The following is a 13584-nucleotide window of genomic DNA, read 5'->3' as shown; positions in this document are numbered from 1 at the left end:
GGCATGACGGTTATTCCTTGGCTGCGACCACCTCCCACGGCTGATCGAACCAATGTTCTTCCAAATTGTCGCCTTCGCCGATCCGGTCGACCACGGCGAAAAGACCAGGGGCGCTCAGCGGGCAGCAAACCGCGTGCCATGTATTGCGGCGGTAGTTCACGCCTTGACCGGGGCCTGCGAGAAACGCCTGCAGGGGGCCGGGGCGGCCCGCGTCATCGGGGGCCACGACCACGAGATAGGGGTTTTGGTGCATCGGCAGAAAAGCCTGCGCGCCAAGCGGATGCCGCTCGACCATCTCAAGGCTGAAGGGCAGGGCGCGCGGCTCTGCGTTAAAGATGCTGATGCCCGCGCGGCCCCCGCCAAAGTCGAGATCGGCCAGATCGTGATGCCGCCCGCAGAGCCCTTGGTTGATGATTTTGTCAGGCGCCCCGCGCACTTCCAGCACCTCGCCGAAGGGGGCGAAAGCCTCGGCGGTGAACGGCTGAAGCAGGATCTGCCTGCTCATGGCAGCAGGTCTTTCAGGCGCAGCTGCGCGATCCGTTCGACTTGGCGGCAGGCCTCGGCAAATTCGGTGTCGCGGTCATTGTCGATGCGGCGTTTGAAAGCGGCGAGGATGCCCGCCTTGTCGTGGTCGCGCACGGCGATGATGAAGGGGAAGCCGTGTTTCTCGACATAGCGGTCGTTCAATTGGGTAAAGGTTTCCCGCTCCTCATCCGTCAGCGCATCCAGCCCCGCGGCGGCCTGTTCCGAGGTGCTCTCAGCCGTCAGCCGCTTGGCCTGCGCCAGTTTGCCTGCCAGATCGGGGTGGGCCTGTAGCACGCCCAGGCGCTGCGCATCTGAGGCGGAACGGAAGACCCGCGCCAGAGCATTGTGCAGGCCGACGGCGGTGTCATGGCCCGCGCCCAGTTCCAGCGCATGGGCGCCCTCGGCGATCCAAGGCGAATGCTCGAAAATGCTGCCGTATTTGGCGACGAAAGTCTCGCGGTCCATCTGGCTGGGGCGCGCGCGGCGCTGGTGCGGATGGGTGGCGGCCCAATGATCTGCGATCTGCTCGCGGGTCGTGAACCAGACGCCCTCATGGCTTTGGGCGTATTCGATGAACTGCCGCAGCGCCTCGACCCGACCGGGGCGGCCGATCAGGCGGCAGTGCAGACCGACCGACAGCATCTTCGGCGCGCCCTCGGCCCCCTCGCGGTAAAGCGCGTCAAAGCTGGCTTTGAGGTAGTCGAAGAACTGCGCGCCCGCGTTGAACCCCTGCGGCGTGGCGAAACGCATATCGTTGGCGTCGAGCGTATAGGGCACGATCAACTGATCACGGTCACCGACCTCCATCCAATAGGGCAGATCATCGGCATAGGCGTCGGCCACATAGGCGAACTGCCCGGTCTCTGCCGCAAGGCGCAGCGTGTTCTCGGACGAGCGCCCACAGTAAAAGCCGCGCGGCGCTTGGCCGGTCACTTCGGTATGCAGACGGATCGCTTCGGTAATCGCCGCGCGTTCGGCGTCTTCGGCCATGTCCTTGTGTTCGATCCATTTCAGACCGTGGGTCGCCATTTCCCAGCCTGCGTCGATCATCGCGGCGACCTGTACGGGCGAGCGCGCCAGCGCCGTGGCGACGCCATAGACCGTGACGGGCAGGTCTTTCATCAGACGGTGCAGCCGCCAGAACCCAGCGCGGGCGCCGTATTCATAGATCGATTCCATATTGGCATGCCGCTGCCCCGGCCATTGCGCGGCGCCCACGATCTCGGACAGAAACGCTTCTGACGCCGCATCCCCGTGCAGGATGTTGTTCTCACCGCCTTCTTCGTAGTTCAGCACCAGCTGCACGGCGATCTTCGCGCCACCGGGCCATTGTGCATCTGGGGGGGTGGGGCCGTAACCCTGCATGTCGCGGGGGTAGCGAGTCATGTCTTTCTCCTTCTGTCGTTCTCTGTCTAGACCGGAAGGTCATGGATTGCTTTCAATTAATTCCTGAAAGACTATCGTGAAAAGGGCACTTTCGCTCAGCCGCGGCTCGGGCGATCAAGGGTTAGGCACGGAGGGTATGATGACAGGCTATCTGACAACACATGTATTGGACACCGCACGTGGCTGCCCGGCGGCGGGGCTGAAGATCGACCTCTACCGTTTGGAGGGCGACAGCCGCACCCATCTGCGCAGCCTCACCACCAATGCCGATGGCCGCACCGATGAGCAGATTCTGCCCGCGGCGGAGTTCCAGACCGGCACCTATGAGCTGCTGTTCCACTGCGGCGATTACCTCGACGCGCAGGGCGCCCCGGCGGAAGAGCCGCGTTTTCTGGATATCGTCCCGCTGCGTTTCGGCATGTCTGAGGCCGCGCATTACCACGTGCCGCTGCTGCTCTCGCCCTTCGGCTATTCCACCTATCGCGGCAGCTAGACCTTTAGGGCGTCCTCCATCCGCGCGATCATGAAGTCCATGAAAAGCCGGGTCTTGGGGTCTTGATGGCGGCGATGGGTGTAGAGGCAGGCCATCTGAACGGGCAGGGGCGGCGTGTCTTCCACGACCCGCACCAAAGCGCCGCTTTGCAAATGTTCGGCGATCTCGAAGATCGGTTTCATGGCGATGCCCGCCCCCGCCAGCGCCCAATCGGTCAGCACATCACCGTCATCGCTCTCGAACCGCCCGCGCACGTCGTATTTCACCGCGCCTTCAGGGCCTTGTAGCTGCCATTGAAACTCGGTCGCGCCGGGAAAGCGCAGGTTGAGGCAGTTGTGCTGGCCGCGGTCGATCTCGGCCCCCGAGCGGGGATGCCCATGCGCCGCGACATAGGCCGGGCTGGCGCAGAGCACGCGCTCGCAATCGGCCACCTTGCGGATCCGTAGTGTGGAATCCTGCGGACGGCCCAGAAAAAAGGCCACGTCCAACCCTTCGGCGGTGAGATCGAGCTTACGGTCGCTGAGGCGCAGTCGCAGATCGACCAACGGATAAGCTTCTGAAAATGCGGGCACATGCGGCGCGATGAGCCGCCGCCCAACGCCTAAGGGGGCCGCCACATGCAGCATGCCGCGCGGATTGTCGGTAACGTCTTCGATGCCCGCCTCCGCCTCGGCCACTGAGGCGAGGATCTTGCAGGCCCCATCGTAGAAAATCCGCCCCTGTTCGGTGGCCGACAGGCTGCGTGTGGTGCGCTGGAACAATCGCACGCCCAGATGCCCCTCAAGCTGCGTGATCCGCGCCGAGGCCACGGCAGGCGAGACCCGCTGGTCGCGCGCCGCCGCCGACATGCTGCCAAGCTCGTAGACGCGCACGAAGGTGCGGATGTTGTCGAAATAGGACATTTATCGGGAACTTTTGATAGAGTTTAGGGAATGCCAAATCTAGCGGTAAAATCCGCGATTGAATAGTCTGCCCGGTGAATCATCCGGAGAGACCTCATGCACGACTTAGCCATCATCTGGGATTGGATCGGCTTTGCCATCCGCTGGGTGCATGTCATCACCGCCATGGCATGGATCGGCGCGTCCTTCTACTTCATCGCGCTCGACCTCGGACTGCGCAAGGTGCCGCATCTGCCCGCCGGGGCCTTCGGCGAGGAGTGGCAGGTCCATGGCGGCGGCTTTTACCACATCCAGAAGTATCTTGTGGCGCCGGAGAACATGCCCGAGCATCTGATCTGGCACAAATGGCAGAGCTATTCGACGTGGCTCTCGGGCGCGGCGCTTTTGATGGTCGTCTATTGGGCGGGGGCGGAGCTTTACCTGATTGATCCCTCCAAGGCGGACCTCTCGGTCTTCCAAGGCATCCTGATCTCGGCGGGGTCGCTGACTTTGGGCTGGCTGATCTACGACTTCCTGTGCAAATCGCAGCTCGGCAACCGGCCCACGGTGCTGATGCTGCTTTTGTTCGTGCTGCTGGTGGCAATGGCCTGGGGCTACAACCAGGTATTCACGGGCCGCGCGGCGCTGCTGCATCTGGGGGCATTTACAGCGACGATCATGACGGCGAACGTGTTTTTCATCATTATGCCGAACCAGCGTATCGTGGTGAAGGACCTCCAAGAAGGGCGCACGCCGGACGCGAAATACGGCAAGATCGCCAAGCTGCGCTCGACCCACAACAACTACCTGACGCTGCCGGTCATCTTCCTGATGCTTAGCAACCACTACCCGCTGGCTTTCGCGACCGAGTACAACTGGCTGATCGCCGCGCTGGTCTTCTTGATGGGGGTGACGATCCGGCATTACTTCAACACGATGCACGCGACTGGAAAGGGCCCGCATTGGACATGGGGCGTGACCGCGCTTTTGTTCGTGGCGATCATGTGGCTCTCCACCGCGCCCCTGATGCAAGATGATATCGAAGCGGCAGAGGCCCGCGCGCTGACAGAAACAGAGCAGCTTTTCGCCAGCGCCGAGGGGTTTGACGAGGTGGCCAATATCGTGCCGGGGCGTTGCGCCATGTGCCATGCGCGCGAGCCGTTCTACGACGGTATCCACCGCGCGCCCAAGGGGTTGCTGCTTGAAACACCCGCGGACATCGCCCGCGCCGCGCGGCAGATCTATCTGCAAGCGGGGGTGACCAATGCCATGCCCCCCGCCAATGTGTCCTTCATGGAGGAAGAAGAGCGCCGCAAGATCATGCGCTGGTATCGCGACGGGGCCGCAGCACAGCCCTTCAGCCTCGCGGGGAGGTAGCGGGGCGCGCTACTCGAACTCCATCTGCTCGAACACGCGGCCTGCGTTTTTCGTCGCCAATTCCTCGAAAGTATCAAGCCCGGCATAGGGCGATTGATCTACATAGTAAGCCTCGGCCAGACCGCCGCCCGCCTCCAGATGGGCGGCGATCCGCGCGCGGAGGTAGAGCAGATAATCCCGCGTGAAGCGACGGACCTGCGCCATATTGGTCGGATGCCCGTGACCGGGGATCACATAACGCGCCTCCAGCGGCTCAAATGCGGTTTCCCAGGTCTCGATCCATTCGGCGGTCATCGTGTCAGGAAAGATCGGCAGCATGCGCTCGTGAAAGGCCATGTCGCCCGAGATCACGAGGCTCTGCATCGGCAGCCAGATCACGATATCGCCGGGGCTATGGGCCGGGCCGAGGTGGCGGGCCTCGATGCGGAAACCGCCCATCTCGACGATATATTCATCCTCGAAGGTCTCGGTTGGCAGCTGCACCTCCGTCCCCTCGGCCCGGTCGCGGTTGTAGCGCTGCATGGCCTCCAGAATGCTGCCGCCAAAGCGCTCCACTTCATGCGCGGCGTCTGCATGCGCGACGATCGGCACGCCTTGCTCAGCCCAGTAACCGTTGCCCAGAACCGCGTGGCCCTGACCGTTCTCGTTAAAGACCAATTTCACGGGCTCGTCGGTCACGGCCTTGATCTCATCATGCAGCGCCGCGGCCAGCCCATAGACCGCGCCGCCGTTGATTACGACAACGCCTTCGCCGGTCACGATGAAACTTAGGTTATTGTTATGGCCTGCGTTTTCATAGGTGGGCGGGGCCGTCGCTCCGATGGCCGAAAAGACGCCGGGAATGACTTCATAGGGTTTGTCGTAGAGCAGGGAGCCGGGGTATTTATCGGCGATATCCTCGCTGGCCATGGCGTTCGAGCCGAGCAGGAGGGCGGCGGCGCAAATCAGGTGCTTCATTGTGCGGCCCCCAGAAAACGATAGCCTTCGCCACTCCGTTCTACGCGGCCCAATCCGCCCTGCGGCAGGTGGAAGCCCATCAACCAGATTTGCTCCTGCGCCAGCCGGTCCAACAAGCGCTGCCGGGTCCTCGCGCCTTGCTCGGGGTCTTGGTCCGATCCGCTGGCCCAGCCCGGGCGGGCAAAGGCAAGGTGGTGGTTGCCAATGGCATCGCCGCCGATCAGCAGCGCATCACCGCCCGTGCCCAGAAGGAAGGACATATGCCCGGGCGTATGGCCGAAACTCGCCTGCGCCGTGATGCCGGGCAGCACTTCGCCCCCGTCGGCAAAATGGCGCACCCGATCCTCAATCGCTTCCAGCCGCCGCGCGGCCCCCACGGCAAAGGCGGCGCGGGCCGGGCCAATCCGGTCCACCGTCGCCGGATCGCGCCAATAGTCCCATTCAACTTGGCCCATATGGTAGCGCGCATTGGGAAAGACCAGATCGTCGAAATCGTCCAGCACGCCCCAAAGGTGGTCGGGATGGCCATGGGTAAAGACCACATCGGTCACCGCCTCCGGCGCGACGCCTGCGGCATCAAGGCTGTCGAGCAGCGCCCCAGCGGAGGGCATGAAGGCAGGGCCCGCGCCCGCGTCAAAGAGGATCACACGCTCGTCATTGCGCAAAAGCGTCAGGTTGCAAGGCGGCTCCAACTGGTCTTGGGGCAGGTCGAAGGGCGCCAAAGCCTCCGCCAGTGCGTCTTGCGGCAAACCTTCGAAGAAAAAGCTGCGCGGCAGCACCAGATTGCCGTCGCTCACGCTGATGAACTCATATCCGCCGATCTGGGCCGAGGTCATCGCGAAAGCGCGCAGCGGCGTTTGGGCGAGGGCGGCCGCCCCCATTCCGGCCAGCACCATCCGTCTGTTAATCTTCATCTGATCCCCTCCCATCATTCATTCCGATTCGTGAATATAATCATCCCCATCGGTTTGCGGCACAAGGGGCGAATGCGGCTGCGAGAGATAGGCCCGAGAAACAATGCAGCTATGCATGATCATGCCTTGCATCGCCTGCAGGGGTTCTATCTACGGGGGCACCACTCGAAACCCACCCCGATCCGGACGGAAAATGACTGATATCACTACAGAAGGCGCCTCGATCGCCTTTGACAAGGTCGGCAAGGCCTTTACCAAAGCGGGCGGTGCGACCGTGAATGCGCTCGAAGGGATTTCCCTCGACGTGGCACCCGGCTCCATCACGGGGATCATCGGGCGGTCGGGGGCGGGCAAGTCGACCCTGCTGCGTATGGTCAACGGGTTGGAGCGTCCGACGACCGGCAAAGTGCTGGTCGGGGGTGAGGATGTCGGCAGCGCCAAGGGCGGCAAGCTGCGCGCGATCCGCCGTGACGTTGGCATGATTTTTCAACACTTTAACCTGCTGTCTTCACGCACCGTGTCGGGCAATATCGCGCTGCCGCTCGAAGTGGCGGGAATGCCGAGCGCGCAGATCAAGCCGCGCGTGGCGGACCTGATCGACCGTGTCGGTCTGAGCGCGCAGGCGGGGCGCTATCCGGCTGAGCTTTCCGGCGGGCAGAAACAGCGTATCGGCATCGCGCGGGCCTTGGCCACCGGGCCGAAGGTGCTGCTTTCGGATGAGGCGACATCGGCGCTCGACCCCGAAACCACGCAAACGGTTCTGGCGCTTTTGAAGGACATTAACCGCGATCTGGGGCTGACGATCCTGCTGATCACCCATGAGATGGCCGTGGTGCGCGACATCGCGAGCCATGTGGCGGTGATCGACGCGGGCCGCATCGTGGAGCATGGGGAGACCTATGACATCTTCACCGCGCCGCAACATGCGACGACGCGGTCTTTCCTGTCGGGCGTGACGGGCGTCACCCTGCCTGCCTTCGTCAAAGACCGCCTGACCCAAACCCCGCCCGCGGCAGGGGGCGAAGAGGTCATCCGCGTCACCTTTGCGGGCACCCATGCCACCGATCCGATGCTGGCGCGATTGACGCAAGAGATGGGCATTCCGGTCAATATCCTTGCCGGTGCGGTGGAAGAAATCGGCACGCGGCCCTTCGGCAACCTGCTGGTGTCGATGCCCGTGGCGCAGGCCGCCCAAGCGCGCGCCTTTCTGGAACAACACGGACTGCTGACGGAGGTGCTGGGCTATGTCGGCTAACCTGATTAACCTATTGGTCGAGGCCACGGGGCAAACGCTCTACATGGTCGCAATCTCGGCCATCCTCGGCACCGTTTTCGGCCTGCCGCTTGGGCTGTTTCTGGCCACCTCGCAGCGCGGCGAACTGCTGTCCGCCCCATGGGTGAACAAGGTGCTGGGACTGGTGGTGAACGCCACGCGTTCCGTGCCGTTCATCATTCTGGTCGTGGCCATCATTCCCTTCACCCGCATGATCGCAGGCACTTCCATCGGCACCACGGCGGCGATCGTGCCGCTGACGATTGCGACCGTGCCTTTCATCGCCCGTCTGGTGGAAAACGCGATCCGCGAAGTCGATTCCGGCTTAATCGAAGCCGCCCGCGCCATGGGGGCGACGCCGCTGCAAATCATCCGCAAGGTGCTGCTGCCCGAGGCGCTGCCGAGCATCACACTGGGCCTCACCCTCGCCATCGTCAGCCTGATCGGCTATTCTGCCATGGTCGGCGCCGTGGGCGGCGAGGGGCTGGGTGATCTGGGTATCCGTTATGGATATCAACGGTTTATGCCCGACGTCATGGCGATTGTCGTGATCATTCTTATCGTCTTGGTGCAGCTTGTGCAGTCCATTGGTGAGCGTATTGCCAGTGCCGTGGACAAACGGGCCACCAAAAGCGGCGGTCAATAGGCCGCGCCTTACTTCCGTTCTCTCAATCTAAGGAGATACTATGCTTCGTCTTACAACACTCACCTCCGTTCTGGCGTTGATGGCCACAGGCCTTGCCGCTGAAGAAATTAAGGTCGGTGTGTCCCCTGGCGAACATGCCGAAATCATGGAAGAAGTCGCCCGCATCGCGGAGCCTATGGGCCTCGAAATCGACGTGGTCGAATTCTCTGACTATGTGGTGCCGAACCAAGCACTCGCCGATGGCGACATTCAGGCGAACTCTTTCCAGCACGTGCCCTACCTCGAAGCGCAGATGAAAGACCGCGGCTTTGAGCTGAGCGTGGTCGGCAACACGATCACCACCCCGATGGGCGTCTATTCCGACAAGATCACAGATCTTTCTGATCTCGAAGAAGGCGCGACATTCGGCATTCCGAACGATCCCACGAACGGTGGCCGCGCGCTGTTGGTTCTGCAAGAACTCGGGTTGATCAAAGTCGATGAGGCCGCAGGTTTGGTGCCCACCATCCTCGACATAACCGAAAACCCCAAAGACCTGTCCTTCAAAGAACTCGACGCCGCGCAACTGCCGCGTTCGCTGGCCGATCTGGATGCGGCTTTGATCAACACCAACTACGCGATTGCCTCGGGCCTCAGCCCCAAGGAAGATTCCATCGCGATGGAAAGCGCCGAGAACCCCTATGTGAACGTCATCGCCGTCCGCAAGGGCGACGAGGAAGCGGCATGGGTTGAGACATTGCTCAAGGCCTATCACTCCGATGAGATCAAAACCTTTATCGATGAAAGCTATCAGGGCACGGTAATCACCTCCTGGTAAGCGCTTGTTATAGAAGCGTATTGATAGACTTGACCCGCGCCCGCGCGGGTCAAGAGCGCCCCAGACCGTGCCGGGGCATTTTGACTGGTTAAAACTCCCCTAATCATTGGGTCGGGGCTGACGGTCAGCTAAAACCATTAAATTTCTGTTTAGAAATTCCGCGTAGTTCTCGCAGACAACGTGCGCTTTGGCACATTTCTACGCACATTTCTTAACATTGAAATTATGTTGCGCTGCGGCGTGAGAAAATTGTTGAAAAGTTCAATTCCGCCCGTATCGTGAAATCGTGAGGGATTTTTTCACATGACCCGGGGCTTGCCCTTCCTGATGTCTGACAGGGCCGATGGTCGCGATCCATGTGAACGGGAGTTCGACTGCAAGACGCGACCATAACAAACCAAGGGAGACTATCATGAAGACCGTGAAACTGATGGGCACCGCCGCCAGCCTGCTTGTGCTGGGGGTCAGCCAATCCGCCGCGCAGGATCTGACCGTTGGGTATTTCCTCGAATGGCCGATGCCGTTCCAATACGCCAAGGCGGAGGGGATGTATGACGAAGCGCTCGGCACGACGGTGAATTGGGTGAGCTTCGATTCCGGCACCGCCATGTCGGCGGCGATGGCCTCGGGGGATGTGCAGTTGTCGCTGAGCCAAGGCGTGCCGCCCTTCGTGGTCGCCACTTCGGCGGGGCAAGACCTGCAAATTCTCGATGTCGCGGTCAGCTATTCCGAGAATGACAATTGCGTCGTGCGCGAGGCGCTGGAGATCGACAAATCCTCTGCCGAGGAACTGACGGGCAAGAAGGTCGCGGTGCCGCTCGGTACGGCTGCGCATTACGGTTTTCTCAAACAAATGAACCACTTCGACGTCGATGTAGGATCGCTCGACGTGGTGGATATGGCGCCGCCAGATGGAGCCGCGGCCATCGCACAGGGATCGGTCGATATGGCCTGCGGCTGGGGTGGATCGCTGCGCCGGATGATGGAACATGGCAATATCCTTTTGACCGGCGCGGAGAAGGAAGAGCTGGGCATTCTCGTCTTCGACGTCACCTCCGGCCCGGCCTCTTGGGTGGCCGAAAACTCCGACACGGTCGCCGCCTTCCTGAGTGTGACGGCTGAGGCAAACGCGATGTGGGCGGATGAGGCCAACCGCGGCAAGATGCTGCCTGTCATCGCCAAGGACGCCGGTATGGACGAAGACGCCACGATGGAAACCATCGCGACATTCTCCTTCCCTTCGGTTGATGAGCAGATGGGTGAGAAATGGCTCGGCGGGGGCGCGCAGGAGTTCATGAAAGGCGTGGCCGATGTCTTTGTCGAAGCAGGCGCGATCGACGGTGCGCTCGACAGCTATGAAGACGCGGTGAATACCGGCCCGCTGCAAGCCCGGAGCGATATGTAAGCCAAGCGGCGCAAAAATAGGCCGCCCCGTTGCAGCCCGGTGCCTGATTGCGAGGGACCGGGCAGATGGGGCGCGCCGATAAACGAAAAGCAGCGGGGCGGCATGTCGGGATTGAAAATCGAAAACCTGTCGATGCGGTTTGATCTGCCCAATGGCAGTCATGTGCAGGCGCTTGAGGACGTATCGCTTGACCTTGCGGAGGGGGAATTGATGTCGGTCCTTGGCCCCTCGGGCTGTGGCAAGACGACGTTGCTCAATATCGTGGCGGGTTTCCTTGCCCCGAGTTCGGGCGAGATCGTGATGAACGGCCATCGTGTCACGGGGCCGGATGCCGAGCGTGGCATGGTCTTTCAACAGGGCGCGCTCTTTGAGTGGATGTCAGTGCGCGAAAACGTGAGCTTTGGTCCGCGCATGAAGGGGCAGGGCGAAAAGCAATACGGGGCCGAGGTTGACCATTTGCTCGATATCGTCGGGCTGGGCGATTTCAAGGAAAAGGCGATTTATGAGCTCTCGGGTGGGATGCAGCAGCGGGTGGCGCTGGCGCGTTGTCTGGCGAATGACCCCGATGTGATCTTGATGGACGAACCCTTGGGCGCGCTGGATGCGCTGACCCGCGAAAAAATGCAAAGCCTCGTGCTGAAACTGTGGAAAGAGACCGGCAAGACCATCATCTTGATCACCCATTCGGTCGAAGAGGCGCTGCTGCTTGGCGAGCGGCTTTTGGTCATGGCGCCGCGCCCGGGGCGCATTCACCGCGAATACCGTCTGCCCTTTGCCGATCTGGGCGTGGGGCAAGACCTGCGTGAGGTCAAGAAACACCCGGAATTCGCCGAAAGGCGCGAGGAAATCCTCGGCATGATCTGGGACATGGAGGAAGAGATCATGGGCCGGACGGAGGAGGCATGATGTTGATCCTGCTTATTTATATCGTCATCTTCGCGCTTTCCTTTTTCCTTGTCCGTCTGGTTGTCGATCAGACAGCCAGCGGCTTTACGGCGCGTAAAACGGTAACCTTTGGCGACGAAAGCGCGGTGACGTCGAACCGCACCGCCAGCGTGATTTCGATCCTGACGATCTTCTTGCTGTGGGGCGCCTTCACCGGCTCGTCCCTGCTTCCCCGGTTTTTGCATGCGCCCGGCCCGTTTGAGGGGCTGGCCGAGCTGACCTATACCGCCGAGGCCGATGACGGCTCCCGCGATGACGGCACGATCACGGTGTTGGTGCATCCGGTGGGCGAAGACGCGGAGACGCCGCAGGTCGATCCCGGCGAAGGCTGGGCCAAGAATGACGCTTTCGCCATCGGCGCTTGGCGCTCGGGGCTGTTGCGTGTTGATAAGAATGACCAGAAGGGCCGCGATGTCGGGCACCGGGTCGTCGCCGTGAACGGGCAGGAGATCGCGCCCGGTGGCGAGGTGCAGACCGAGTTTGGCCGTGTGGGCATGTCGCCCAAGGGCACGCTGAATTTCGAGCCCGCCAAGGGTTGGCAGATGGAGCCGATCTGGCTGCCGCCCCCCGAAGCCGTGGTCTCCCGCCTTGCTGAAATCTCAAGCCAAGGCTACCGCGACAGCACCCTGTGGGAGCATCTGGGCTATTCGCTGTTCCGCGTGGTGGTGGGGTTCGCCCTTGGTGCGCTGGTGGGCATTCCGCTGGGCTATGCCATGGGGCTGTCGGGCTGGTTTCGGGGCTGGTTCGATCCGATTGTCGAATTCATGCGCCCGGTGCCGCCGCTCGCGCTGATCCCGCTGGTGATCATCTGGGCGGGGATCGGGGAGGTGGGCAAGATCATCCTGCTGTTCCTCGCGGCGCTGTGGATCATGGCCATCGCGGCGCGGTCGGGCGTGTCGGGGGTGAATATCACCAAGGTCCACGCGGCCTATTCGCTGGGCGCCTCCAAGGCGCAGATCATGCGCCATGTCATCGTGCCGAACTCACTGCCCGAGATTTTCACCGGTGCGCGGGTGGCGATGGGGGTCTGCTGGGGCACGGTGGTTGCCGCCGAACTGGTCGCGGCAGAGAAGGGGGCGGGGATGATGATCATGGTCGCCTCCAAATTCCAACTGACTGATATCGTCCTCATGGGGATCATCCTGATCGGCATCATCGGTTTCGGCATCGACATGCTGATGCGCAGGGCTGAGCGGTTGCTGGTGCCTTGGAAAGGGCGGTCTTAACCCCGCCCGTCATCCCCTTCTGTTCGAAAGGAGCCCCCCTTGCCAGACGCCGAATTCCGCGCCACAGTGAAAAAATGGAGGAAAATTTCACATGACCCGAGCAAAAAGGCCCGGGGCGGAGGCAGTGGGGCCGCGCTCTCTGGGGGCCGACCTACGGGCGATCCGCAAAGGGCGCAAACTGACTCTCACGGATATGGCCGAGGCTTTGGGCCGGTCGGTCGGCTGGGTCAGTCAGATCGAACGCGACATCTCGACCCCTTCCATCGCCGATCTGCGGCGCATGGCCGAGATTTTGGACGTGCCGATTTCCCTGCTTTTCGGCGAGGCGACAGTGACCTCCGAAGAGCGCGGCTATGTCGTGCGGGCCGGGGCGCGGCGGGCCATGGGCAGTGCCGCCAACGGGCTGACGGAAGAACTGCTTTCGCCCGATCTGACCGACAGTTTCGAAGTGATCCATTCGACCTTTGCGGCCTATTCGGGGCTGGAAGCGCCGGTGAAGCGGGAGACGCAAGAGGTCGGCTTCGTCATCTCGGGCCGGTTGAACCTCACGATTGCCGACCGCCGCTTTACCGTTGGCCCCGGCGACAGCTTTCGCATTCGCGGCGAATATTACACTTGGGACAACCCGCACGACACGCCCGCCGTGGTGGTCTGGGTGATCTCTCCGCCGGTTTACTGAACCGGGTTTTCATCAATTTAAAAGAACTGCAACTGACCGGGGGCGCCTCTGGCCAGCCCT

Annotated in this window: 14 protein-coding genes; 9 read left to right on the top strand and 5 right to left on the bottom strand. The window is 62.0% G+C overall.

Annotated features, from left to right (window positions below):
• Nucleotides 1-10 precede the first annotated feature (10 nt).
• Together ACGYK4_RS06890 and puuE are read right to left on the bottom strand one after the other, a co-directional pair.
• Nucleotides 11-505: an ureidoglycolate lyase gene (locus ACGYK4_RS06890; RefSeq protein ID WP_394455733.1), complete on the bottom strand. Its 495-nt coding sequence runs from the start codon at nt 503-505 to the stop codon at nt 11-13.
• Nucleotides 502-1911 carry an allantoinase PuuE gene (gene puuE, locus ACGYK4_RS06885; RefSeq protein WP_394455732.1) on the bottom strand — a complete coding sequence of 470 codons (1410 nt, stop codon included), beginning with the start codon at nt 1909-1911 and terminating at the stop codon, nt 502-504. Before puuE ends, ACGYK4_RS06890 begins: the two co-directional genes overlap by 4 nt.
• Nucleotides 1912-2050: 139 nt before the next feature.
• Here puuE and uraH point away from each other — a divergent pair, with 139 nt between their 5' ends.
• Nucleotides 2051-2404 carry a hydroxyisourate hydrolase gene (gene uraH / locus ACGYK4_RS06880; RefSeq protein WP_394455730.1) on the top strand — a complete coding sequence of 118 codons (354 nt, stop codon included), beginning with the start codon at nt 2051-2053 and terminating at the stop codon, nt 2402-2404.
• Here uraH and ACGYK4_RS06875 read toward each other — a convergent pair.
• Complete coding sequence (locus ACGYK4_RS06875; RefSeq protein WP_394455728.1) at nt 2401-3306, bottom strand: LysR family transcriptional regulator; 906 nt, start codon at nt 3304-3306, stop codon at nt 2401-2403. The two genes, uraH and ACGYK4_RS06875, sit on opposite strands and share 4 nt — an antisense overlap.
• Nucleotides 3307-3402: 96 nt before the next feature.
• Here ACGYK4_RS06875 and ACGYK4_RS06870 point away from each other — a divergent pair, with 96 nt between their 5' ends.
• Nucleotides 3403-4662, top strand: a complete 1260-nt coding sequence (locus tag ACGYK4_RS06870; protein ID WP_394455727.1) for a urate hydroxylase PuuD — start codon at nt 3403-3405, stop codon at nt 4660-4662.
• A 9-nt stretch (nt 4663-4671) separates the two neighbouring features.
• Here ACGYK4_RS06870 and ACGYK4_RS06865 read toward each other — a convergent pair whose 3' ends face one another.
• A complete protein-coding gene (locus ACGYK4_RS06865; RefSeq protein ID WP_394455726.1) occupies nt 4672-5619 on the bottom strand; it encodes an MBL fold metallo-hydrolase in 948 nt (315 codons plus the stop codon).
• Nucleotides 5616-6533, bottom strand: coding sequence for an MBL fold metallo-hydrolase (locus ACGYK4_RS06860; protein WP_394455724.1), 918 nt, complete (start codon nt 6531-6533; stop codon nt 5616-5618). Before ACGYK4_RS06860 ends, ACGYK4_RS06865 begins: the two co-directional genes overlap by 4 nt.
• Before the next feature lie 193 nt (nt 6534-6726).
• Here ACGYK4_RS06860 and ACGYK4_RS06855 point away from each other — a divergent pair, with 193 nt between their 5' ends.
• The 7 genes from ACGYK4_RS06855 to ACGYK4_RS06825 all read left to right on the top strand — a co-directional run bounded on the left by ACGYK4_RS06855 (nt 6727) and on the right by ACGYK4_RS06825 (nt 13524).
• Nucleotides 6727-7788, top strand: a complete 1062-nt coding sequence (locus tag ACGYK4_RS06855) for a methionine ABC transporter ATP-binding protein (protein WP_394430042.1) — start codon at nt 6727-6729, stop codon at nt 7786-7788.
• Nucleotides 7778-8452 carry a methionine ABC transporter permease gene (locus ACGYK4_RS06850; protein WP_394430040.1) on the top strand — a complete coding sequence of 225 codons (675 nt, stop codon included), beginning with the start codon at nt 7778-7780 and terminating at the stop codon, nt 8450-8452. Before ACGYK4_RS06855 ends, ACGYK4_RS06850 begins: the two co-directional genes overlap by 11 nt.
• A gap of 40 nt (nt 8453-8492) precedes the next feature.
• Nucleotides 8493-9269 carry a MetQ/NlpA family ABC transporter substrate-binding protein gene (locus ACGYK4_RS06845; RefSeq protein WP_394455722.1) on the top strand — a complete coding sequence of 259 codons (777 nt, stop codon included), beginning with the start codon at nt 8493-8495 and terminating at the stop codon, nt 9267-9269.
• A 412-nt stretch (nt 9270-9681) separates the two neighbouring features.
• Nucleotides 9682-10674, top strand: coding sequence for an ABC transporter substrate-binding protein (locus ACGYK4_RS06840; RefSeq protein WP_394455720.1), 993 nt, complete (start codon nt 9682-9684; stop codon nt 10672-10674).
• Between the two features lie 102 nt (nt 10675-10776).
• Nucleotides 10777-11580, top strand: coding sequence for a taurine ABC transporter ATP-binding protein (locus tag ACGYK4_RS06835; RefSeq protein WP_271693751.1), 804 nt, complete (start codon nt 10777-10779; stop codon nt 11578-11580).
• The gene (locus tag ACGYK4_RS06830; RefSeq protein WP_394455719.1) at nt 11580-12845 is read left to right on the top strand and encodes an ABC transporter permease; all 1266 of its coding nucleotides are present in this window, start codon (nt 11580-11582) and stop codon (nt 12843-12845) included. The genes ACGYK4_RS06835 and ACGYK4_RS06830 overlap by 1 nt, the downstream gene beginning before the upstream one ends.
• Before the next feature lie 91 nt (nt 12846-12936).
• Complete coding sequence (locus ACGYK4_RS06825) at nt 12937-13524, top strand: helix-turn-helix domain-containing protein (RefSeq protein WP_394407698.1); 588 nt, start codon at nt 12937-12939, stop codon at nt 13522-13524.
• Nucleotides 13525-13584 lie beyond the last annotated feature (60 nt).

The organism is Sulfitobacter sp. 1A13368 (assembly GCF_043557275.1).
Classification (GTDB): domain Bacteria; phylum Pseudomonadota; class Alphaproteobacteria; order Rhodobacterales; family Rhodobacteraceae; genus Sulfitobacter; species Sulfitobacter faviae.
Note: the sequence above shows the minus strand (reverse complement) of the source record. Positions and strands in the feature narration are given on the sequence as shown.

Coding starts and splice junctions, on each gene's coding strand:
- ACGYK4_RS06890 (WP_394455733.1), bottom strand. CDS start 505: ATGAGCAGGCAGATCCTGCTTCAGCCGTTCACCGCCGAGGCTTTCGCC.
- puuE (WP_394455732.1), bottom strand. CDS start 1,911: ATGACTCGCTACCCCCGCGACATGCAGGGTTACGGCCCCACCCCCCCA.
- uraH (WP_394455730.1), top strand. CDS start 2,051: ATGACAGGCTATCTGACAACACATGTATTGGACACCGCACGTGGCTGC.
- ACGYK4_RS06875 (WP_394455728.1), bottom strand. CDS start 3,306: ATGTCCTATTTCGACAACATCCGCACCTTCGTGCGCGTCTACGAGCTT.
- ACGYK4_RS06870 (WP_394455727.1), top strand. CDS start 3,403: ATGCACGACTTAGCCATCATCTGGGATTGGATCGGCTTTGCCATCCGC.
- ACGYK4_RS06865 (WP_394455726.1), bottom strand. CDS start 5,619: ATGAAGCACCTGATTTGCGCCGCCGCCCTCCTGCTCGGCTCGAACGCC.
- ACGYK4_RS06860 (WP_394455724.1), bottom strand. CDS start 6,533: ATGAAGATTAACAGACGGATGGTGCTGGCCGGAATGGGGGCGGCCGCC.
- ACGYK4_RS06855 (WP_394430042.1), top strand. CDS start 6,727: ATGACTGATATCACTACAGAAGGCGCCTCGATCGCCTTTGACAAGGTC.
- ACGYK4_RS06850 (WP_394430040.1), top strand. CDS start 7,778: ATGTCGGCTAACCTGATTAACCTATTGGTCGAGGCCACGGGGCAAACG.
- ACGYK4_RS06845 (WP_394455722.1), top strand. CDS start 8,493: ATGCTTCGTCTTACAACACTCACCTCCGTTCTGGCGTTGATGGCCACA.
- ACGYK4_RS06840 (WP_394455720.1), top strand. CDS start 9,682: ATGAAGACCGTGAAACTGATGGGCACCGCCGCCAGCCTGCTTGTGCTG.
- ACGYK4_RS06835 (WP_271693751.1), top strand. CDS start 10,777: ATGTCGGGATTGAAAATCGAAAACCTGTCGATGCGGTTTGATCTGCCC.
- ACGYK4_RS06830 (WP_394455719.1), top strand. CDS start 11,580: ATGTTGATCCTGCTTATTTATATCGTCATCTTCGCGCTTTCCTTTTTC.
- ACGYK4_RS06825 (WP_394407698.1), top strand. CDS start 12,937: ATGACCCGAGCAAAAAGGCCCGGGGCGGAGGCAGTGGGGCCGCGCTCT.